At 41.9% G+C, this 23,627-nt stretch carries 15 protein-coding genes; 8 read left to right on the forward strand and 7 right to left on the reverse strand.

Going from position 1 to position 23,627, the window contains the following annotated elements; all coding sequences use genetic code 11:
- Positions 1–484 precede the first annotated feature (484 nt).
- The 3 genes from MSG36_RS15725 (at position 485) to MSG36_RS15735 (ending at position 4,658) form a co-directional block, all read left to right on the forward strand.
- On the forward strand, positions 485–1,096 hold the full coding sequence (locus MSG36_RS15725) for a toxin-antitoxin system YwqK family antitoxin (RefSeq protein WP_017061462.1): 612 nt from the start codon (positions 485–487) through the stop codon (positions 1,094–1,096).
- A 429-nt stretch (positions 1,097–1,525) separates the two neighbouring features.
- Positions 1,526–3,079, forward strand: a complete 1,554-nt coding sequence (locus MSG36_RS15730; RefSeq protein WP_248368695.1) for a methyl-accepting chemotaxis protein — start codon at positions 1,526–1,528, stop codon at positions 3,077–3,079.
- A gap of 853 nt (positions 3,080–3,932) precedes the next feature.
- A complete protein-coding gene (locus tag MSG36_RS15735) occupies positions 3,933–4,658 on the forward strand; it encodes an oligogalacturonate-specific porin KdgM family protein (RefSeq protein WP_052878547.1) in 726 nt (241 codons plus the stop codon).
- Between the two features lie 134 nt (positions 4,659–4,792).
- Here MSG36_RS15735 and MSG36_RS15740 read toward each other — a convergent pair whose 3' ends face one another.
- The 3 genes from MSG36_RS15740 to MSG36_RS15750 form a co-directional block, all read right to left on the reverse strand.
- Complete coding sequence (locus MSG36_RS15740) at positions 4,793–5,536, reverse strand: 3'-5' exonuclease (protein WP_248368697.1); 744 nt, start codon at positions 5,534–5,536, stop codon at positions 4,793–4,795.
- Entirely contained in the window at positions 5,536–7,398 is a 1,863-nt protein-coding gene (locus MSG36_RS15745) for a DUF294 nucleotidyltransferase-like domain-containing protein (protein ID WP_017069961.1), read from the reverse strand. The genes MSG36_RS15740 and MSG36_RS15745 overlap by 1 nt, the downstream gene beginning before the upstream one ends.
- Before the next feature lie 284 nt (positions 7,399–7,682).
- The gene (locus MSG36_RS15750; protein ID WP_017069960.1) at positions 7,683–8,402 is read right to left on the reverse strand and encodes a FadR/GntR family transcriptional regulator; all 720 of its coding nucleotides are present in this window, start codon (positions 8,400–8,402) and stop codon (positions 7,683–7,685) included.
- A gap of 342 nt (positions 8,403–8,744) precedes the next feature.
- On the opposite strand from MSG36_RS15750, the gene MSG36_RS15755 reads away from it, so the two are divergent.
- The 3 genes from MSG36_RS15755 to MSG36_RS15765 all read left to right on the forward strand — a co-directional run bounded on the left by MSG36_RS15755 (position 8,745) and on the right by MSG36_RS15765 (position 11,934).
- Positions 8,745–9,521, forward strand: coding sequence for an SDR family NAD(P)-dependent oxidoreductase (locus MSG36_RS15755; RefSeq protein WP_048607046.1), 777 nt, complete (start codon positions 8,745–8,747; stop codon positions 9,519–9,521).
- Positions 9,522–9,695: 174 nt separating this feature from the next.
- The gene (locus MSG36_RS15760; protein WP_048616485.1) at positions 9,696–10,418 is read left to right on the forward strand and encodes a FadR/GntR family transcriptional regulator; all 723 of its coding nucleotides are present in this window, start codon (positions 9,696–9,698) and stop codon (positions 10,416–10,418) included.
- Between the two features lie 148 nt (positions 10,419–10,566).
- Positions 10,567–11,934: an MATE family efflux transporter gene (locus MSG36_RS15765; RefSeq protein WP_081322222.1), complete on the forward strand. Its 1,368-nt coding sequence runs from the start codon at positions 10,567–10,569 to the stop codon at positions 11,932–11,934.
- A 236-nt stretch (positions 11,935–12,170) separates the two neighbouring features.
- On the opposite strand, the gene MSG36_RS15770 is transcribed toward MSG36_RS15765, so the two are convergent.
- On the reverse strand, positions 12,171–13,208 hold the full coding sequence (locus tag MSG36_RS15770; RefSeq protein WP_017061470.1) for a polysaccharide lyase family 7 protein: 1,038 nt from the start codon (positions 13,206–13,208) through the stop codon (positions 12,171–12,173).
- Between the two features lie 539 nt (positions 13,209–13,747).
- Here MSG36_RS15770 and MSG36_RS15775 point away from each other — a divergent pair.
- Together MSG36_RS15775 and MSG36_RS23910 are read left to right on the forward strand one after the other, a co-directional pair.
- Positions 13,748–14,608 carry an oligogalacturonate-specific porin KdgM family protein gene (locus tag MSG36_RS15775; RefSeq protein WP_248368700.1) on the forward strand — a complete coding sequence of 287 codons (861 nt, stop codon included), beginning with the start codon at positions 13,748–13,750 and terminating at the stop codon, positions 14,606–14,608.
- A gap of 192 nt (positions 14,609–14,800) precedes the next feature.
- Positions 14,801–16,663, forward strand: a complete 1,863-nt coding sequence (locus MSG36_RS23910) for a hypothetical protein (protein ID WP_348983454.1) — start codon at positions 14,801–14,803, stop codon at positions 16,661–16,663.
- Between the two features lie 606 nt (positions 16,664–17,269).
- Here MSG36_RS23910 and MSG36_RS15785 read toward each other — a convergent pair.
- The 3 genes from MSG36_RS15785 to MSG36_RS15795 all read right to left on the reverse strand — a co-directional run bounded on the left by MSG36_RS15785 (position 17,270) and on the right by MSG36_RS15795 (position 23,125).
- Positions 17,270–18,838: a polysaccharide lyase family 7 protein gene (locus MSG36_RS15785; protein ID WP_248368703.1), complete on the reverse strand. Its 1,569-nt coding sequence runs from the start codon at positions 18,836–18,838 to the stop codon at positions 17,270–17,272.
- Between the two features lie 427 nt (positions 18,839–19,265).
- Complete coding sequence (locus MSG36_RS15790; protein ID WP_248368704.1) at positions 19,266–21,017, reverse strand: polysaccharide lyase family 7 protein; 1,752 nt, start codon at positions 21,015–21,017, stop codon at positions 19,266–19,268.
- A gap of 236 nt (positions 21,018–21,253) precedes the next feature.
- The gene (locus MSG36_RS15795) at positions 21,254–23,125 is read right to left on the reverse strand and encodes a methyl-accepting chemotaxis protein (protein WP_248368710.1); all 1,872 of its coding nucleotides are present in this window, start codon (positions 23,123–23,125) and stop codon (positions 21,254–21,256) included.
- Positions 23,126–23,627: the final 502 nt, after the last annotated feature.

The following is a 23,627-nucleotide window of genomic DNA, read 5'->3' on the forward strand; positions in this document are numbered from 1 at the left end:
TTGTTGAGGTCACTATAGATAGATGGCAAGCATATTTGTACTACAATAATCTAAATGCGTGACAGTGATCTTACAGTCTGACAGTCAATTAATCATACAAGTGATCGAGTTCAAAGTTGCACCACCTAGGAGCGCAATTCCTCAAGTCAGTGCAGTTATCCGCACTAAATTTCGACCAAAACCCCGAAAAACATGAACAAAGTCTCTAAAAATCGAAGATTCATCGTTAAAAACTATTATTCGTGACGATCAAAGCTTAAAGAAGATCAGCAAAAATATCGTTAGATATAATTTATAAAAATGAATCAAACCAACGCATTTGTAGTACAAATAAGATTGAGAATTTGCTTTTAAAAGTTCCCTATATTAGGCAGCCAATAATGAAAACTTGAAAACCACTATTAGATACTGACAGGGATACACGGAAGTGAAATGCTTTTAACACACCCGTTACACTTTCCCCGTCCAATAAAAAGGTGTCATTATGAAGAAATACGTTCCAATCTTAATTGCTCTTAGTACGGTATCTTCTATGAGCTATGCAGCAACACCACGTGAAGATGCTGTTGACTACTTACAGATGCGTAAAGGCGTGGCTTACCAAGTAAACCATTCAAAACCCTTCACTGGTCAATTTGAAGAGAAGTTCGATAACGGCCAAGTCGCGACCCAAGCTCAGTTTGCCGATGGCTTAGAACTTGGGCTAGAAACGAACTGGTATCCGAATGGCCAAGTCGCTTCTAAAGTGAATTACGTAAAAGGTGAACTGCAAGGCAAAGCTGAAACCTGGTATCCAAACGGACAGAAAAAAGCAGAACTCAATTATAAAGACAATGAACTATCAGGCACCGCCTCTCGCTGGTATCCCAACGGGGAACAAAGCCTGACAGCTGAATACAGCGACGGACAAAAAGATGGATTGGTAACGGACTACTACCCGAACGGTAACAAGGCCAGCCAAGCGAAGTTTGATGAAGGTGAAGTCGCGAACGGAAAACTTACTCGCTGGAATACTAACGGTGACAAGGTTGAAGAACTGACCTTTAAAGACCACAAAGTCACCTCTAAACAGGTGTGGATGCCTACAGAAAGCTAAGCCTCAAGAACGGCTCTCACTGAGCTCTTTGATATAGCTAAACGCCTGCTGTTAAAGTTTGCAGCTGCACGTCTGCAACTAAGAGACAAGAGAAGAGAAACGAACATTCATGTGATTAAGCGTGAATGTTCGTGGCTTTTTCACTTGCTCTTTTCACGACCTCTTCCCTCGTCACTTCCTTCCAACTTTGCCTATCTCCCTTCACTGTTATTTACAGCACTCTATCTAGTGATAAAACAATCACCAATAGTCATTGAAAATAATAAATATTTAACTTGCGCATAACCTTTCCATAAAATACTGTAAGCAAACGTTTCCGTTGCGAGTCAGATCTCAATTACCGACCTCGTAAGCTATCTACACGCAAATAAGAGAAACACGATTCCAAATACGTTGTTGAGTCATATTGTTTTGCTTTGGTGCCCGCCTATGAAAATTAAAACCTCCCTTTTTAGCCTTGCTTGTTTATCCATTGTCTCTTTATTGGTTGTCGTTTCATTTACTGAAATCGCCAATCTAAAGCTGATCAAATTAGAGAAAACCTTGATCAAGGTGAAGTCGCTTGAAGTTTCTATGCTTCAACTGAATCGAACAGAACTAGAGTTTTTGATCAGTCACGACAAAACCCTCAAGCCTGAATTCGCCAAAGAGTATTCACACTTCCAACAGTTGATGAATAGCTTCTCTGTTTTACTTGAAGAGTCAGACATAGCGGTGCCTGAGCTAGATAAGCTCAATCGAGAAGTGAAGCAATACAACAAAGACTTTTCCTTAATGGTAGACGCGATAGACCGCAACCCGGAAAAGGTCAGTGAACTGAAATCAGAAATGAAAATGCTGTTTGAAGATATCATCTCTATATTCACCGGCGTTGAAGTCCGTTTAGAACAACAGGTCGAATCGATTCAACAAACCATTACCACGTTTATTGTGAGCTCAGTACTTGCCGTCACGGTATTACTGATGGCCTTATCTTTTGGGATCTCATCGCGTGTTGCAAAGAAGATAGCCTCATTAAACGCAACTATGTTGCTCGTCTCCCAACAACGTGACTTTACCGTCACAGCGGAAGACAGCGGCTCAGATGAAATTGCTGAGATTGCCAAGTCGTTTAACACCGTATTAGAAGACATTCGCCAACTTGTTGGTCAAGTGCAGGGGTCGATTCAGGAACTGGGCAACATTTCTAACCAGTTGCAACACGACGGTATCGAAGTGGAAGGCGCGTTGAATAAGCAGCAACAACAAACAGAAAATATTGCGACCGCGATAAACCAGATGGGCAGCAATATCCAAAATGTGGCCAACAACAGTGAAAACGCGTCATCAAATGCGCAAACCAGTTTCGCCACCGCGAATGATGGCCTGAACGATGTAGCCTTCACCAGAGACACAATCAATACTCTTTCAACCGATCTCGTGAGCGCGAGTGAAGAAGTGAATCGTCTTTCTGTTCATTCCGAGAAGATCAATACCGTGCTAGAGGTGATTAAAGACATTGCTGAACAAACCAACCTACTCGCTTTGAATGCCGCCATTGAAGCAGCGCGCGCTGGAGAACAAGGTCGTGGTTTTGCGGTTGTTGCGGATGAGGTAAGAACCTTGGCAGGCAGAACACAACTTTCAACCGAAGAGATCTCAACCATTATTCAAGGGGTTCAAGACCAAACCCAAATGGTGGTTAACACGATTCAAAATTGTTGTGAGAAAGGGAATACCAGTGTCGACTCTTGTGAGAAGGCACATTCTAGAATCACATCGGTTATCGCAGATATGGAAACCATTCTAAATAACAGTTTAGAGGTATCCAATGCCATGAAGGAGCAAAGTGAGGTCACATCAGAGATCATCGAAAATGTAGATGCCATCAAACAGCTGACAATGACCAATGTGAAAAGTGCTTCAAAAAACGCAGCTTCTGCAACTTCAGTCGTAGAGCAAACAGACTCACTTGAACGTGCTGTCATCAACCTAAAAGCCTAGCTATTAAGCCGTGGTTTACACGCTTATTAAGCCTCAAACGACTCTCTGCTCAAATTTCAGATAAAAAAACGCTCATGTTGCCTGTATCAACATGAGCGCAAGGGCAGATCTTCGACTACCATCTCCTACCTTTCTAAACGAAAGCAGAAGTTATAATTAGAATAGTTGGGAGCAATAATCAAAATGCTTTCGCAAGCACTTCAACGATTTCTTCTTTGTCGCTGATGAGAACAACGGGTAACTATTCGAACCCTGTTCATTCCTATCAAGTTCGTACTCATATAGCAGGCTATGTCACTGCCTTGCCTACTACATTTCAAACCTTCTTTGATTGAGCTTTGAATCACCTCAAGTAAATGCCTCATGTTCTTAAAGCGATTGGATTTAATCCATTTAGCTTCAAAACCATTCTTACTTATTCGGCTTCACACCGTCAGTGCATCCAATCAACACAGCAAAGTTATGTGTTGCTACAGAAAGTTAGTAAATAATAATGTATTACAAATAAAAATGATATCTAAAGGTTCAATTTTTTGCTGTAGCGCACATTTATTGACGAACAAAACTCTTCAAAACCATTATCAACATCCAAATAAAACACTAAAAATCATAAACTTACTAGCAAACTCTAACTTTGTAACCCTTTGTAAATAGTGGTTTTGTCCCAACAACACGATCAAATTCACAGATTATGCGCCTTCAAATCGTTAGCATATTTGTATTATTTAAATGCAAAACAAATTTGAAATAACCAAGAAATAATTTCAATAACAAAATGCATTGAAGACAAGAACTACTCTATTTGGCTTGTAATTATGGCCAATACTCAACCTATAAATATGGAACTAATACCATGAATAAAACTAAAATCGTGATTGCTGTGGCATCTGTACTCGCTGCTGGCTCTGTATCTGCTGCGTCTTTCGATATGAGACACGAATACAAGAGTCATACAGATCAACACGCTACTCGTGTAAAACTTGGCGATAGCATTGGCAACTTCCTTGTAGATATCGAGGCGAAATTCAAGGGAGAAGACGGTAAATTCATGGAAGATTTGAAGAACAATGGTTGGGAGCTTGGTCTAAATTACCGTCATGTACTAAACGATAACTGGACAATGACTTACGGTATGCCAATTGAAGGTCGTGAATCTGGCGTTACATACAAGCCTCAAGTTCGTGCAACATACAAAGTGGATAGCGTTGATGGCCTAAGCCTAAGTGCTCGTTACCGTTACGATATGAGACAGAACACTAGCACAACTGAGTACGAGATCGACGGTGATGGTGAAATTGTCGGTGTTGAGAAAAACATTGAAAACCAACGTCGTCACCGTCTAACGGCAAACGTTAACTACTCAATGGACAACTGGCGCTTTGGTTTTGAAGGTAACTACTACAAAGCTGATGGCTACGATATCTACGACAACGATGATACTAACTACGAGTTAAACGCAAGCATTCGCCATATTATGGGTCAATGGGCACCATATGTAGAGTTTGGTGATGTGAGCACTTCATCAACTAAAGCGACTCGTGAACTGCGTAGCCGTGTTGGTCTAACTTACAGCTTCTAATCGATAGCTATATGAATGATCTAAAATAATTACTGTCCTAATTTTCTAAGACCTAAACAAAAGCCAGCTTAATCGCTGGCTTTTTTTCCTTTAAAATCAGCAAAATAAGAGCCGCGCACTTGCAGCTCTTTTTCCTAGTGACTAATCCGATAGAGAAAGGCAACGGTCACATTATCGTTAGGCACAACTCGCTTCTGCTGAGCCAAAAACAATTCCGCTGTCGAAACGGCATCGGCTAATGCATTGTGGCTGTTGTACTCAGGAAGCCCATACCTTGCTCGCGTCCCTGCCAGAGTTAAATCGACTTCTTCATGATTGCTGATCGCTTTCTCCATGCTTTTCTCAATACACAAGGTATCAAGCCAGAGCAGAGGAATCGCTCGTAAACCGTAGCAGCGAAGAAGGTATTGGCTAATGAACTTCTCTTCGACCACACAAGCGTGCGCGACAATGATCTTGCCTTTTGCTGCTTCGAAAAATGTCAGCATCGCATCATGAATAGACGCGCCCTCTTCCAACATTTGCGGCGTAATATGGTTGATAACAGCGGTTTCAGCGTTGATCTGAGAATCATTATTCAGATAAATATGCTTGGCTGACGCTAAGTCGATTCTCCCTTTAACCACATCGACCCACCCCATAGATAAGATAAGGTCTTGCTCGCTGTCTAAGCCCGTGGTTTCGAGATCTAAAATGATGTATTCGCTGTCTTTGGCCAAGTCCGTCATTTCAGGACAAGGCTGCTCTACGAGATCATGTAACGCCTCTGGCAACTTAACCGTTCCCAAATATTGCTTACGTTTACGTTTAATTCGCTCAAGCGGGTGAAAATAGTTTAGCATTCGTTTTAAACATTTATTTGTTGAACATAGCTTCATTAACGTGCTCCGAAACGAATTTTCGCCGCTTCTTGAAGGTCAGCAATGATCCTAAAGGCATCTTTCAAGTGTTTACGCTCAAAGCTACCAAAGCTATCTGGGTTGATGTTGTTGTCAGGCACATCCCCGTTCTTCAGCGCTTCAAGTTGATGACCAAAACGGAAAGAGAGAATGAACTGGTAAGCACCCAGAATGTTCTTGAATGCATCGTCGCTCAGCATGCCTTTTTCATTAGCAGCAGCGAAACGTTCATCAGTCGCCGACAAGTCGCACTCCACAGCAAGGCCATAAATACGCGCTAAGTCGATAATCAAGTTGATCGCGTACTTCTTCACGTTCAGCGTTTTCTTATTCTCACCTGACTTCTCTAGCACTAAGCTATTGAAGATGCCAAGTGGCGGGTTGGTATTGACCGCGTCTTTCACTAGCGTGCTTAAAAACTCACGGTTACCGCGAATATTGCTATGCAGCTCATCGCGAAGAATACCTTCGAACTCACTGTTGCCGTAGATAGTACGAATTTCTAGGAACACACTGATGTTAAGCAAGCGTTCATACTCTGGGTTAGCCACCCACTTCTTGTAGTAATGCTTCCAAACGCTGAGTGGCTGACACCATTTTGGCGTCGCGGCCATGAATTTACCTGGACATAATGGGTAGTGGCAGCTTGCTAAGCCGTTGGTCACCATCATCGCTAAGTGTTTGAAGTAAATACGGTCACTGTCGGTTGCATCATCAGCCAGAACAATCGCGCTGTCTTGGTCCGATAGCATGTGCACTTCATTACGCGCATGCGATCCGGCTACGATCCAAGAGAAATCACACGGTGGTGGGCCTAACTTATCAATCGCTATCTGAATCAATCGGCGGGTGTAGGCATCCATAATCATGGTCATTACCTTGCCGACGGTTTCAGGCGCTACTTTACCTTCCACCAGCGCTTCAAAAATAGCTTGGCGCTCTGAGGTGAACGAAGACATGGTTTTCACGCTGCCTGCGTATTTGATTTTCTCGATCAAGAATATCGCTTGAACACGGTGGTTTTGAACCAAATGAGATGTAGTAAGAAGACCTACAACCTTATTCTCTTTCACAACGGGCAAGTTACGGATATTGAATTGCATCATGATTGACGCCGCATGCAGCACTAAATCATCCGGTTTTACTGTAAGTGGAGAGTGCGTCATTACCTCAGAGATCAAACTATCAGTACTCACGCCGTGGGCGATCACTCGCTTCGTCATGTCTCGGTCGGTGATCAGACCAACAATGGTTTCACCTTCATAGATCACGGCACAAGGTGAGCGTTGATGAAGCATTTCAACCGCAACCGACTGGATGGTTTGCTCAGACTTAACAATCGCAACCTGCCCGCTTGCTACTTCTTCGACTTTACGAATAAATAGGCCTTTCTCTTTATTTGACCAAACCACATCCAGTGCCGACTTCAAGCGAACCTGCGCCTGTGAAGCAAAGTGTTCTGCGCAACTTGGAAAGGCTTTGAAAAGCGTTTGAAGTGCCGAGTGTGGAATCACATAAAGTAAGGTGTTTTCTATTGCGACAGCTCTGTAGCCTTTTTCATCGTTGACTTCAGAATCTAAGAACGTAAAGCCGAACAAATCTTCACTGCCTAGGCGAGCACGAAGCACACCATCAGATTTTCGTTGCTCCATAGAGCCCGTTCGAATGATATAGAGCGATTTTTCCTTCCCCGACTCACACAAATCAACCACATCTCCCTTGCCGAGATAAGTAATTTGAACGTTAGAGGCAAGTTCGCGAAGTGCTTGTTTAGGGATCTTATCGAATGGGTCGATTTGACCTATGAATTGAAGAATATTTGGCAGTAGAGACTGGGGCATAATCACACTCACAATAATTTAATTAGTATTATTATATAACTTAAAATACTGGTTACTAGTGCTTTTAACGAAACAGCAAATAATAGATTAAATATTGGACACCAGTCAGGTTTTCATCAAATTTGGATGCAAAAAAAAGCACGTATGAAACGTGCTTTTTAGAGGTCACTGCTGAAGTTAGCTTCTGTACAACCGTAATTTTAACTTTGACTACCCTAGTTTTACGAGAATGACCTCTCGTCGATAATGCAAAACGGTCAAAGCTAAAATAACAGTGAAAACAATTAGCTAGCGGCTGGTAATCTGTGATTTGTTTCTAACAGGTGACTTGCTGACGCGTGACGAGCTTTGTCACTATTACCTGCCATGATTGCTTCATAAATCTGGCGGTGTTCGTTAATACAAGTACTTCCCTCTTCAGAAGAGTGAGAAATAAAGTTAACAAACATGGTCGTTAAGATGTTACCAAATGGAAGATAGAAGTCGTTACCTGTCGCATTGAAGATCAGGCTATGGAATTTCATATCAATATCTAGCCAACGTTCTTGATCAAGCGTTTCTTCGCTAGAGATTTCTACCATTTGTTGGAAAATACTAGACAGCTCAATACGTTGTTCTGCACTCGCGAACTGAGCAGCTAAAGCACACGCTTCTGGTTCAATTGCGCGGCGTAAACCCAAAAACTGATGACAGAATTGGTCTGTATCGGCCAAACCGTCCATCCATTCGATCAATTGTGGATCTAAGAAGTTCCAGAATGCACGGTTAACAACGCGAGTACCAATCTTAGGACGAGATTCTAATAGACCTTTTGAAGTCAGAAGCTTAACCGCTTCTCTTAATGCTGTTCTACTGATACCAAATTGCTCACACAGAGCCATTTCACCAGGGATAATAGAACCTTGAGGCAAATTGCCCGACAAAATACCACGAGCGATTTCACGTGCAACTTGCACATGAAGGCTTCGCTTAGAGCCTGAAATAGAATTGAAAGAGCCAGCCATGTGTCTACTTACTTATTAGATATGTATTATTTAACCCGGACTATAGCACTGATTTATATCTTCACCAACACAGCATCAGAATAACGTGAGGTCACTACCAATAAAGGCTGGAGCAATATTTCACAAACCTGCTCATCTTTAGGTTTATAAAACCAATTCAACCCATTAATTCATACAAATAGTTCTCATTTACAATTTCAATGTATGCGTGAACTCACAAAACCACCCTTACTCTCACTATTTATGTCGGTAATAACCCGTTTTTAGATGAACACCCTTGAATATAGCAAGTGTTATTGTATGATTTATTGGTGTAAATAATCTACAATATAGGCGGCTCTGATGTTTAACGATTTAAAAGGCAAACGCATTCTAATTACTGGCTCTACTGCCGGTATGGGTTTAGCTACCGCACGTGTCTTTGCAAAATACGGCGCAAAAATCGGCATCAACAGTCGTGCTTTCAGCCCAAAAGTCGATGACGTTCTATCTGAACTTACCGCATTGGGTGGCGATGTTGCTTTTTTCCCTGCAAACCTAATGGACACATTAGAGTGCGAAAGGTTAGTCAAAGAGTTTACTGATCATTTTGGTGGCATGGACGTGTTGATTAACAACGCCGGTGGCCTTGGTGGTCGCGCCAATCTAGAAAATATCGATGATGAGTTTTATGAGCGCGTAATGAATCTTAATGTTCGCTCTGCGCTGATGACAACTAAGTTCTCTATCCCGCACTTACGCGCCTCTGCTGCTGAGTCCGGGCAAACATCGTGTGTGATTAGCACGGGCTCTATTGCCGCTCGCGAAGGCGGTGGTGTTGGTGCAGGCATCTATGCCGCATCTAAAGCTTGGTTACACGACATTCACCGTAATTGGGTGAAAGAGTTCGCGCAAGACAATATCCGTTTCAACATTGTTTCTCCGGGCACTATCGACACCGCATTTCACGATGGTAAAAGCGACGATTTGAAAGCGACCATTGCTAACAACATTCCAATGGGACGCTTTGGCAATATTGATGAAGTTGCCCCTTCATTTGCTTTCTTTGCATCGCACGCTTGCAGCGGTTACATCACAGGTCAAATCCTAGATGTTAATGGCGGACAAATAACGCCTTAGTTAGCTGGTTTTTATAAGCTCACTCAGCGATTTAAGTTCGCCACACTATATAAGGTCAACAGACCAGAGTAGATGAGGGAAAACCTCACACTAAATTCGACGTATACACTGACACTAAACGCCAGATTCGTCTGGTTTTTAGTGTTTTCAAAGTTTCAATTTCAGGTGGTTTAAATGTCAATATTTACATTGGTGGAAGATTCAAGCCGCCGAATTCATGTTCAAGTGGCGAGACAAATTGCTCGCAAGATCTTGTCAGGCGAGTTAGAAGAAAATCAAAAGTTACCCAGCGAAATGGAGCTGTGCGATATCTTTGGAGTAAGCAGAACTGCCCTTCGAGAATCAACCAAGCTACTTTCGGCAAAAGGTTTAATCGAGTCGAAGCCAAAAGTGGGCACTCGTATCAAACCGAGAACACAGTGGCACTTCTTAGACCCGCAATTGCTGTACTGGATTCAAGATTTAGAAGATACCAAGCCGTTCTTGTCTCAATTCTTAGGCTTAAGAAAAGCGATTGACCCGGAAGCGTGTGCACTCGCTGCAACTAATGCAACCGTTGAGCAACGCAAAGAGCTTTCGATTCTTTTCCAGAAGATGACCATCGCGGCAAATAGCTTCGATTATGAAGAGTGGACGACCAACGATCACCTGTTTCACCAAACGATTTTCTTATCGACAGGTAATCAGTTTTACATTCCGTTCGCGAACATTCTGTCGACTATCTTCAAGCAGTTTATCGACCACTCCGCTGAAGGCGGTCGCTTCTGTTTAGAAGAACACAAAGCGATTTACGACGCGATAATGTCAGGCGATGCCAAGCAAGCTCGAATTGCTTCTCAAGTCCTGCTAGACGATGAGAATCAAAAACTCTCTCGGGTTGAATTAGCCATCGCATAACCGAGATTAACCAAACTGACTTGTGTTTCAAAGACACAAGTCAGTCTTGTTTTAACACCCATTTTTTAACCATCAAATACCGTAGTGTTTTCTTCTTTAAACGCTCTACTCCGTCACCTCAGAGAAAGCTTACGGTTATACACATAAGGTGTTGTTTGTGTCTTCGCAATCGTACGTAAGGAAAAATTTCTCTCTCGCCTGGCCCCTCGCCTTAAACGGTATCTTGATGCAGTCGATGTTGATGATCGACACGTTGCTGGTTTCTCCTCTTGGTGAAATCCCTTTAGCTGCAATGGGGATTGCGACGACTATCGTTGCCTTTGTACTGGGAATTCAAATGGCGCTGGCAAACGGTACTCAGTTAGTATTAAGCCGCGCAGTGGGCTCTGGCATCGCCGCGTCATTATCTAAAGCATTTTGGGCAGGGTTATTTATCAACCTTGGCGTAGCAACCCTGTTTTGGCTTCTACTTACTTTTTTCGAACAACCCTTGATTCAAGCATTAACAGACGACGCTTCCCTTCACTTAGAAATCAGCCGCTATCTAGACATCTCGAAATACATCGTTATTTTTACCGCGTTAACGCAGGTGATCATTGCTTTATTTAATGCGCTAGGCAGAACTAAAGTCCCATTCAAAGGTTACTTAATTGAACTGCCTATCAATGCTGTACTCTCGTATGTGCTGATTCATGGCTTCTCTAATTTTGAAGGCATTGGTGTACAAGGTGCCGCATTAGGCAGCATTATTGCAATAACGATCCGCTTGCTGTATTTGGTTTTGTGCGTGCATTTAAGCTCAGCGATTTCACTCAAATTAGACGCTCAGCGATCTGAATTCTTTACCAACGTTCGCCGTCACTTTATCGAAATATTCCCCGTAGCAGCGAACGTGACCATGCTTTTGATTGGTGCAACGATATATCAATTGTTGTATTCGCAACTTAACATCAACGCTTACGTAGCGATTACTTTGGTGATGCCTTGGATCAGGGCTGTCTCTCAATTTATTACCGCTTGGGCTCACTCTTCCGCGATTACTATCAGCCAAGCGATTGGCTCCAAAAAGATGGATGACCTAGTCAAAAACGTCGATACCAGTATCGATATTGCAGTCGTCATTTCTTTCGTTTGTGCACTCTTGTTCGCAGGATTAAGTCTGGTCATTGGTGACATTTACCCGAACTTGGATGAGTCTACCTATCAAGCATTGGCCGTTATCGCCCCACTCTACATCTTCTTGCCAATTGTTCGTGGCTACAACACGGTTCATGGGAATGTATTAAGAGCACTAGGAAAAACGACCGCAGTCTTCAAAATCAACTTTACTGGTCAATGGGTAATTTCAATTCCATTGTGTGCATTGATCATCTTTGGTTTAGATGGCTCTATCTTTTGGGCCTTTGCTATCCAACCATTCGAAGAAGTCGTTAAAGCTTTCCCATTCCGTCACTTAGCTCGAAAGTCTCTAAAAGAGTTTGATGCCGACAAAGCTAAAGAGTTGATGTATGACTAAACTCGATATCGAGTTGCCGTCCTAAAATCTTTCTACGCTTTCTGGTTACAACCTTGTCTTTTGACAAGGTTGTATTGTTTCGACTGCACCTTTCATTGGTATGCTTCAATACACTCTCGCTGATACCCAGCTCATCTTAAATCTCATAGAAAACAAAAAGACCACTCAACATTTGGTTAAGTGGTCTTCGAAAACATTCCTTAAGGACAGTGTCGAGCTAGCCTACTGGCTATGTACTATTTACCGTTCAACTTAAGCGCTGAGAAAGTCACACTGTTGTAGTCGCCATTCTTTTTATCGACAGCGAAATCGCCAGTACCGCCACAACCTGGCCCCCATACAGGGTGAGAATCGCTCACGCTACATTGGCCGTATGCGCCCGCTTTGTAATAGAAATCATCTTCAGCATAACCCGTTGGTGAGTCAAGCTCATCAATACCTTTGCTCAGATCGATTTCATACTTAACCGTATCGTGACGTTCTGTTTCAAACGTTAGGTACATCATGGTGCCTTTCACTTCCACTTTGTAACTAAACTCTTCACCAAGAGCAATGCCCGCTTCGCCCGGTTCCGCTGGGTTTTCCCAGGTGTTACCCCAAACAGGGTAAGCGATGTCGGCACGGTTAGGATCTTTCTTCTCTAGATTACGCTCATAGTTCCAGAATACTGAACCCATTTCTTGGCCAGGAAACTTCTTATAGAAGATCTTTAGTGGTTCATTACCATGCCCGTAACCAGTTCCAGCTTTGATTAGCTCATTATGTTTTTTAGCGTGAATCTGACCAACAACCACCGAGTGAGCTGGGTACTTCTCTGGGTACTTAGCGTTAATCGCAACGTGATTCACTTTTAGTGTCGCTTCTAGTGTGCCGCCAACAGCACTGTACTCGCTTGCTGATGGATGGCTAGACAATGCCCATTGATTACCTTTGTCAGCCGTATCGATAGAGAAGTCAGCACCACGTGGCATCTGGCGTAACTCAGAACGCGCGTTTTTCGAATTTTTCGTCGTAATCGCTTGGTTCTGCACTTCAAATACAAGGTTGCCGTCTTTGTCAAGATGGAAGAAATCACTGTGTGAGTAGCTCATCATAGCTACCCCTTCTATTTCATCAACACGACCATCTTCATTAATATCTGAAGGTATGGTTATTTTCCAATTATGCATATCGAATTTATCGGCAGGTACGGGGTAAGAAACACCGTTATTTGCGAAAGTAACCATTGGCACAGTCGCTAATAACGCCACTGCTAATATGTTTTTCTTAAACATGACTCATCCTTTATTGTTAACAGATACTGAGTACACTCTCAGCACAGAAACTACTTTTGAACACGAATTAGTACTAAATATTTTCTCTTCGACTTAAATAAACCAACCAATAAATAGAATTTACATTTCGCCATCTTTTAACGTTTACTAAACATTTGACGGTGGTTTATATCTATAATCCCTCAACATGCCCCGTTATGTTTAAACCACAACAACTAGAACATCGATATGAAAGCGTGGGAATATTCTTATATTTGTATTATTTTAACACATACAACCAACTGAGCTTACAAGGTTTGTTAATATGAGAACTGAGTCATGATTGATTTGATTGGTAAGCCTTAAATTGAGATATTCATAACATTTAGCTATATAAATAGGCCATTAGTCGGAACTTTTGATAGATCTCACAGAAATCTACCCTAGGAATAAATACCATATTTGTCATACATTAATTTAATACCATGTAAGGTATTGGTTTGTGAGTCAGGGGTACATTGGATGTATCCAAAATAAAAAAATAATAGTGAGACAAAGGTATGAATTCTGTTACAAAAATTGCTACAGCTGTTGCATGTACTCTTTTAGCGGGCACAGCTGCTGGTGCATCTCTTGATTATCGTTACGAGTATCGTGCTGCGACGGATTATACAAAGACTAATGGTGATACGGCTCACGTAGACGCTCGCCATCAACACCGAGTTAAGCTAGGTGAAAGCTTTAAGCTGTCAGACAAGTGGAAGCACTCTACTGGTCTAGAACTTAAGTTCCACGGTGATGACTCTTACTATGATGAAGATTCAGGTTCTGTTAAATCAGCAAACAGCCAGAGTTTTTACGATGGCAATTGGTACATCTATGGTATGGAGATCGATAACACTGCGACATACAAAATAGACAATAATTGGTATCTACAAATGGGTATGCCTATTGCTTGGGATTGGGATGAGCCTAATGCTAACGATGGCGACTGGAAGATGAAAAAGGTTACGTTTAAACCTCAGTTTCGCGTTGGCTATAAAGCAGACATGGGTTTAACAACTGCTATTCGTTACCGTCATGAATATGCTGACTTCCGTAACCACACACAATTTGGTGACAAAGATTCTGAAACTGGCGAACGTTTAGAATCAGCTCAAAAGTCTAAAGTTACACTGACGGGTTCTTACAAAATTGAATCTCTACCTAAGCTTGGCCTTTCTTACGAAGCAAACTATGTAAAATCTTTGGATAACGTACTTCTTTATAATAGTGATGACTGGGAATGGGATGCTGGCTTAAAAGTAAACTACAAGTTCGGTTCTTGGAAACCTTTTGCTGAAATCTGGTCTTCTGATATCAGTTCATCTTCAAAAGATCGTGAAGCTAAATACCGTGTTGGTATTGCTTACTCATTCTAATAATAAAATAGTCAGAATATAAAATAGCCCTCTCCTCTTGTAATTTATTTGGGCATATTTTAATTACTTTATTTTAAATAATAGGATGTTCTAATCAGAATTAGCTTCATCCTAATAAATATTTAACGACTATTCATTATCTATTTCTTATGTGATTTACATATGGATTTAATATCATAAAGAGAATATTTTATGCAGATTTCTAAAGTCGCCACAGCTGTCGCTCTTTCAACAGGTTTATTATTCGGTTGTAACAGTGATGGTTTACCTATTCCGACCGATGGTTCTACTGATCCAGGTAGCCAACCTTCAGCATTAACTACGGGTTACTGGCAAATCAGTGATGGTAACTCCGCTTCAATATCCGCGTCATCAAACGCAGATCTTCCAAATGTGTATGTTTTCCAAGAAGACGGTAATCATAAGTACTATGACGACGACGACGACTTAGGTACATACACCATTAAAGATGCAAGTGCTTCTACCAATAATTATGATGAAGAAGCTGGCACTGTTTCTTTTACTTATTATGAAACAGGATCATCGACTCTTGAAATATTAGATGGTGTTTTTTCATTTGATGACTCAGGTGTACTGAGTATTTCTGATGAATCTACCGGTATCAATTACTCAGGTTCTGATCAAGCCTCTACCGACAGCGTACAAGATGCGATCAGTCAGGCCAATGAAGCGAGTGGTATCAACGGATATGTTCAGATTTTAGATACAAACAATGGCGGTGTAAAAGATGATGTCGGTGAGTTGCGTTTAAAGCTGTCCGACAGCAGCACTGGTGCAACCGTAGACAGTATTGAATCAGGAAAAGTGACCGTTGATTTGATCTATCAAGTCGATGAAGACACGGTACAACCAGAAAACGGCTCAGGTAACAACGCTTATATTAGCCTCTACGCTTCAGGTACATCTAATACGAACCTACACGGCGAGGTTATTTTTAACGCTGGAGAAATTTTCTACCGTTCTACAGTTACCGATAGTAGTGGTAAGCCTCAAATTGCTGAGGAACCTGTAGGCACTTACACGTTAGGCGAGGATCTCGCGGTTGAAGTCAGTTGGGCCAGCGGCTACTACACATTCAAGGTCAATGACACCGTATACGACAATAGCGGCAACGGCTTTGAAGCTTTCGACAAAACTGCCGTGACTATCGTATCATTAAAGCTTGGTGATACTTCCAATACAACACATTACGAATTGAACGCTGATAACTTTAAAGTTTATTCAAATGACACGACTACTGACGAGTTAGTATTTGAAGATAACTTTAATAACTATCCGAATGGGCAACTTTTGTCAGGCAATCCGTATAACAACAATACTGCGGAAGCGACTGTTGTTGTTGACGGAGGTAGTACCGAGCCAGAGCCAGAACCTGACCCGGATCCTGAGCCAAATCCAGGCGAAGTCACTGATGATTTTGAAAGTTATACTGTTAGTAATACTATTAGCGATGAATCAAGCCAATGGACTACTGCAAATATAAAAGATGACGAGAAAGGTACCACTTCGGCTATCGTTAGTTTAAACCCAACTGATGCTAACTCGCAGTCTTTATATCTAGAAGATTTAAATACAGGTTCCAAACCATTTGCTATTAGAGAGTTTACTGCAGGTGCAGAATCTGGTTCTATAACTGTTGACGCATATATATTTGATGCAAACACAAAATCAACCTATATCTCAATTGGTAATGGAAAAGATAACGCGAACCGTTTTTTTGAGATCCGTGAGTCCAACGGAAAGATCTATTATGAGAACGGTTCATCTGATTTTTCATTAGGAAGTTATGCCAACGATACATGGCATACCATAATGGTTAAATGGGAAGGCGCTACTGGTGTTGATGGCAACGACGCATTAGTAAACGTTTACATTAATGGCCTACTTATCGCAGAAGATATAGCTCAATCTAGTACAGGTTTAGACAATACGGTAATACCATCGCAATTGAATCTATATACTGGGGATAACAGCGGAAACGCTAATAAGGCTTATTTCGATAATGTTACTTCTAGTTTATTCAACCCAAATTAAGCTAACATTATGAAATAAAATTTAAAAGACCGGCTTGCCGGTCTTTTTTTTCTTCAATAAAAATATACCACTATCTAGAGGCAGCAAGCCCAAGGCGTCAACTGATGTATATTCTACACACTCTCAGTTGACCACACACAAAGCTGAATAATCATTAACAGTCAGTTAAAGCGTAGTAGCATTTGATAACCCAAATCCCCATTCACTTATAATCAAGAGTTAAAGTCACTGAGAGTCTATTTGTCATTTGGTTCCTCAAAGTCCACAAAGCTAAGAATAGTAGATATTTTCTTAGTGATGAACATCGCTAAGGTAGTAACTTTTGATGCCAACACTATTCATAAATTAAGAAACATTTATGTAGCCTCTGTAACGAAAGTAACTGGAGACAACAATAACTCCTAATACATTATTGCGTCTTACATTTGGTTAAGATTTGCAAACCAGATATTAGAAACACAAATAAACTCACCCATCTGTCCTTTCCTTATATCTTTCGTCCCGTTAACTGATTGAGAGATCCAAATAACAAGCACAAAAAAGCCTCCAAACCCTGAAGCTGGAGGCTATTGCGATAGCTTTAATATTAAGTGTTATTCGACCAGATTACTTTTTGTATTGATCGTGCGATACGTCTAGTTGGTAGAAAGTCGCTTGTGAGTAATCGTCTAGGTCGCCGCTGATGTTTTGGTTGTAAACACCTGCTTTGAAGTACATGTACTTGCCGCCTACGTCGTAACCGCTGTTGCTCATATCAACCACTTGTACAACGTCGTCTTTGCCTTCACGCATTAGCGTTACAGTCATCGTGTTGCCTTTAACGTCAATACGGTAGCTGAACACTTCGCCAAGTGCGATACCATCGTCACCCACTTCAGCAGTCATGTCGCCCACTAGAGGGTAGAAGTCCTCTTTAGTTGCATCTTGGCTTTCGTGTGCGAAGTAAACCGCACCCGTTGCTTGGTTTGGCAGTTTACGGTAGTACAAACGAATTGGTTCATCGTTTTGATCGTGAATCTGACCAATGATAAAGCGGCCTACTTCGTTCGCATTACCTGTCGTTGTTGCGTGATCGATTTTCAACGTTGCTTCTAAAACGCCATCAATACCAGCAGCTGCTTCTAAGTCAGATTCAGGTGCGCTTGAGAATACCCAGTTGTTCTTGTTAACACCTTTAGTGCTAATAGATTGGTCACCACGACGCATCATTTCACGAAGCTCTGTACGTGCGTACTTAGTGTTTTTAGAGGTACGAACACCTTTCACGTAAGACTTGAAGACTAGACCGCCATCGTCAGCTGTGTAAAAGATCTCTGGGTGTTGGTAACCGTTAGCAAGGTTCCATTCAGAAACGTCATCAGGCTTACCATTTTTGTCATGGTCGAACGGTTGAGATAAGTACCAATGCGTCATGTCAAAGTTTTCGCTTGGCGCGTTACCTGCAACTGGTGTCGCTGGCAGGCCTGTCGGAACTGGTAATGCACTGCGCGTGTCACATTCAACTGAGGTCTCACAAGGGTAAACCGCTGCTACACCAAAGTTACCAGAACGAAGATCTTTGCGCGCATCTTTACGTGCTTTTTCCACTGCTTTCATTTCAGCGATCATTGCCGCTTCTGCAGCTACTACATCTGAAGTAATGATATGGCTAGCGGGACAAGCATTAATGCTACAGTTAACCGCAGCTAATCCCGTTACACTGTTCCAACCGTTTTTGGTGTTACCGTGACCAACGTATCTTACGTAGCGCGCTTGCACTGCTGGCTCGAATTGGAAACGCTCTAGTCCAATCGCTTTACCTGAGCTCAGTTGGTTTTCAAGCACGGTTGTCCAGTTTTCGCCATCGACACTCACTTGAGTATCAAATTTAGATTGGCGCTCGTTACCTTTGCTGAAAGATGCTTGAACGGCATCAAATTCTTGCACTGAACCATAGTCTAGCGTTGCCCACTCACCGTCACCCGCAGATGACCAACGTGTTGTTAGGTCTTGGTCAACGAGACGATCAGGGCCGTTGCCATCATGGCTACTAGCGGTAACAGCAACTGGCGTTAGAAGCGCTTCACCAGTTTCTTTATTATTTGGAAAATCAGCAGTAGGCGTGCTCGTGCTCGCACAACCAACCGCAAGTAGAATAGAAGAAGCGAGTAAGGTTTTTAGAGTGATTTGTTTCATATTTAATCCATTATTATATTACAAAGGCAGCGTTTGTAAGTGAAAACAAAATTGGCAAACACGAGCTATAAGGCAATTCCTCTCTCAGTATTTGCGACAACATAAAAATATTACGTAATCTTATAATACAAATAAAATACTTCGTTGAATAAATGAGACTGGGAACACTTTCCGCTTTTTCCATACTTTAACTGGATCACACTTCCTATTGATAAAAGACAATATATAAAAATTTAGAATGCGAAATGGGCTATCAAGGGCGAAAAAACCGAGCGGTAATGGTGAGAATTTGCATCACTCGAGCAGAGCATTTGTCGTTCAGAACACATCATTCAAAAGTGTCGCAGCAGTTAAAAAAAAGACCACATTGTTAGGAATCAATATGGTCTTTAAAGCAGTCATTGTTGTTACTCAAACGTTAGCTAATTCAATAATGTTCAGCTCTAAGAGAACTAAAGCTCACATCAAACACTTCACCCGCATAGTCGCTATCAGGCTTAAACTGTGGATAGATGCCCGCTTTGAAATAGAAAGCGATGTCTGTCGATGTCCAATCTGATGTTAACGAAACCGTGTCCCCATCTTTATCTGTGTAATCTTGTCCCCAAGGGATTAAATGAGAAACGGTGTTGGTTCCATCTAAATCATGAGTCGCCAAGTAGATACCGTTTTGATTGGCACGAATCGTATATCGCCACTCTTCGCTTGCCGAATAAGTACCTAACTCGACACTGAACGGGTCACAATGATTACAGTCTTGGTTGTTGCGCTCAAAATCAGAGTTCAGTATCACTCTTACTGGCTTACTCTCGCCTTCCCATAACAGTTTCACCAATGCTTGATTGATCTTCCAACCATGGATTTGTCCAAGTACCACTTTTGGATCTTGATTGTTGATGTTCGGGTAATCTTCAACTCGCAAGGTGGCGGTGAGCTGATGGTTAGTTTTATTGGTTCGTGTGTCGTTCAAATACCAACTTGTATCTTCATCGCCGGTGCTGCAGTCCGGTTGAGTACTGCTTTGATACAATTCCCTTAACTCAGAACGAATATAGTTAGAGTTTTGTGTACTAGTGCCATAACCCATATCAGCTCTAAAGTGCATTCTTCCTTCATCGGTATTGAAATAAGATAGACCAATATCGCTGTCGTAGACATCACTGTCATTGGCAAGAAGGTCTTTGCTCGATTCGCATCGCTCAGGTTCTAGTTCAGCAGCACTGTCACCGCCACTTCCATACCAAGTGTCTTTGCTCGCAGGAATAGTCAACTTCCAATCGCTAATATCCCAATCGTTTGAGCCGTTGGCCTGTGTGGTGGTGTATCGCAGTGCCTGAAAGTGAGCCGTGGCTTCACCATTTTCAAATTGATTATAGATACCCGCTTTAAAGTAACTCAGTAGGTGCTGCCAGTAGGTAATGTCTTCGTCGACTTTAACTTCATCGTTCACTTTGATCGAAAGGGTGTTTTCATAAACAGAAAGATCAAACTTGGTGAAGCTATCGAGATCCGCCTCTCCCAAATCGTAGCGATTATATGAAGTGGCATAACAATCTGAAGAGTCAGCGGCACTGCTACAGTCAATGGCATTATTTTTCATGACTGCCCAGTAGTGACCTGTGAGGCCATCTCGTTCTTGCTCCCAAACCACACGCAATAGCGGATGAGGGATATAACCCGTACCACTCTCGTCTGTGCCTTTGTTGTGGATCTGTAGTACGGTCACTTCATCATGATCAGCGGGAGAACTCGCCATGGCATGCTCAATATCAGGTAGGCTTATTTCCGCATGTAGACTGCGTCTTACGCCAGCTTCATTGATATCGAAGTTTTCTCCCTCACGAACTTCAGATCGCATCTTGTAGTTTGCCATTTTGAAGATAAGATTTTCCGTCTCTTCATCAGCATAAAAATAATCACTGACATAACCATCGAAGTTACCATCTTTGACTTCAGAGGTTTTATTGCCCTCTTCTCCATTAGGATCAGAGACCTGAAGATCTGAGCTGGAAAGAATGTTTTGATATTTGGCAATATCATAGGGAGCAACAACACCATAAGACGTTCCTGGGTTATTGCTATCAGAAGGGTCACTACTGTCACTTGAGTCACTGGAACTGCTTCCACCGCAGCCATACGTAAGCGAAGCGAGTACTACGATGAAGATTGGCTTATTCACATTTATCTCACTTATCCATAAGAGTAGAGTGATAATGTATATTTGTACTATTTTATGTCAATTATCTATTTATCAGAATGTGAGGTGCGGCAAATGAAGTGAAATGAACGGATATTACGTAGAGTTAGACTCAAGAACAACGCAGAAAGGCCACTCTAAACTCGATAGTTATTGAGTGGCTTTCAAACCTAAAACCAAAATTAAGGCATTGATTTTATAACGTATTAGAAAACAATTTAAACTTTAAAGCTGCTCATCAACTCACTAACGCTACCGTTAAGTGTTTTGATTTCTGCTGATTCAGTCAACTGATCTTGGCTTAACTTATTAAGCTCCTCAACAAAGCTTTCAATCTTATGCATGTTCTTAGCGATGCTTTGAATTAAAGCGTTTTGCTCAACAGACGAACCCGAAATGTCATTGTTAAAACGACTCACCGTTTCCATCTGTTCTGTTAGCTTCGCCAACATATTTACCGCTTGAACCACTTGAGCGCGCGTCATTTCACAGTTGCTTTTGGTCAACTCAATCGATTTAACCAAACCATCTGATTTAGACTGCAAGCCAGACAGCGCTTCATCAATTTCAGAAGTACTGATTTGAGTTCGGTTGGCTAACGCACGGACTTCATCAGCAACCACCGCGAAACCTCGACCATGCTCACCCGCTCTCGCCGCTTCAATTGACGCATTCAATGCCAACAAATTAGTTTGTTCCGCAATTCCGCCAATCACAGACACGATAGACTGGATGCTCTGCGTTTCATTGGCCATTGAGCGAATGTCATCAGAAGTGGTGCAGACTTGCTTCTCAAGATCACTGATATAGGTTTCCGTCACGGTGTTAATCTGTTTCGTCTCATCACTGAACACAGCGGCCTCTCTTGCAGCTTCTGCCGCCGACTGAGAACTCTTCTCGACTTCGTTTGATGCTTCAGACAAGCCGTTAATCGCAGAGACCACTTGAACCGTTTCATCAGTGTGAACTTTCAGTACATCGCTGGTTTCTTTACAACCTTCACGAATACTCAGTACCTTACTATCGAGATCCGAGTTCTTAAATTTGACGTCCTTAACCATCTCTTGTAAGCCGATAATGAACAAGTTGATGTCTTTGGCGATATGCCCTAAGTCATCATTCCCCTTCTCAGCAAGCCTTTGAGTCAGGTCTCCGTTACCTTGAGATAGATCGTGAACGATTTTGCGCAGTGACACGATTGGGCGGTAGAAGCGATTCAGCAGTAAAATCATCAATATCACCGAGCCAAGCACACAAGCCACAATAAGAATGCGCGCACTCGACATCACGCCATTCAACTGATTGAGCGCGAGTTCAGGGTCAATACTGGAGATCATGTACCACTCTTTCTGGCTGCCAATATCCACTTTCTTGGCCATCAAAATTCTCTGGTTGCCATCAATCACACCCTCAATGAATTGATCAGGCTGTTCAATGGCACTATTGAGTTTCATCTGAGTGTCTGCAGAAGATATATTGCTTTGCGGAAGTACGTTTTCGATTGTTGAAGCGACCACCATCCCCTTCTCGTCGATGATAATGCCTTTGGCTTCGTAGATGCTGTCCAGCTGTTCAAGCTGAGTTTCCAAATCGTCAAAACGTATATCGGCCATGATGACACGATCTTGGTATGAGTAAGTCACACCGATCATAGGCACTTGAGTACTCTTAGTGAAAAACAGATCACTAAAAGATAAGCCTGATTTCAATTTAGCTTGTTGATACCAAGGTCGAGTGGTTGGATTGTACTTTTCTTTTATCCCAACGCCGTTAGGAAAAGACTCTGAAGGGCGAGAAGTATAAGAACGGCCGTCGTCAAAACCCACCACAATCTTGTCAATGCCACCGAGCTTTGCAGCATAATGCATCAGTGCTTCATTCGGCACTTGGTATGGGGATTTCATGAACTCTTGTGCAACAGAGTTAACGGTATCGATGGTGCGCTGAACGGTATTTTCTATTTGATTAATTTCTATCGTAAGCGAGTGATCAATCTCGTTATAAATCGTTTGGTTTACCTGTTCAGTGGCCAAGTTAAGCGTAAACCAGTTCGTAAATGCCAAAGCACTGGAACTGACAATCGCTACCATTAAAATCAATTTTCCTTTAAACCCTAGAGACAATTTTGAATTCATAAAACTCATCATCCATATCAACCTATGTCTATTATTTTCATCCGAATGAAATGGTCATTTTTTACATTTTCGAAGATACGGAAAGCGAAACTTGTTCATGCCGATCCATCGTCACAACCATCAATTTAATTAATATTGTATGTTTAAATGACCAGGCATTCTGTGAGCGATCTTGATATATTAAAACTGGCTAAAACAGCCCTGTGACATAGGTATCATTTATGAATTTGGATTTTGTTCGAAGTTAAACATTGACGCATAACGCATTCAAATAGATCGATTTTTGGATAATTAGCTCATCATTTCTCCGATAACACCTTTTCGGAAACTCTTCTTCTTCACCTCGTCCAGTCGAGTAAAAAAATGAGTCTTAACTCACACTTCTACCAACTAACCATTCACTAAAGGCATTCAATCTTAAAATTTATTTGTAATACAATAAGCCTTAAGTTATGGT

Source organism: Vibrio sp. 1CM8B, from assembly GCF_023161685.1.
Taxonomy (GTDB): Bacteria; Pseudomonadota; Gammaproteobacteria; order Enterobacterales; family Vibrionaceae; genus Vibrio; species Vibrio coralliirubri.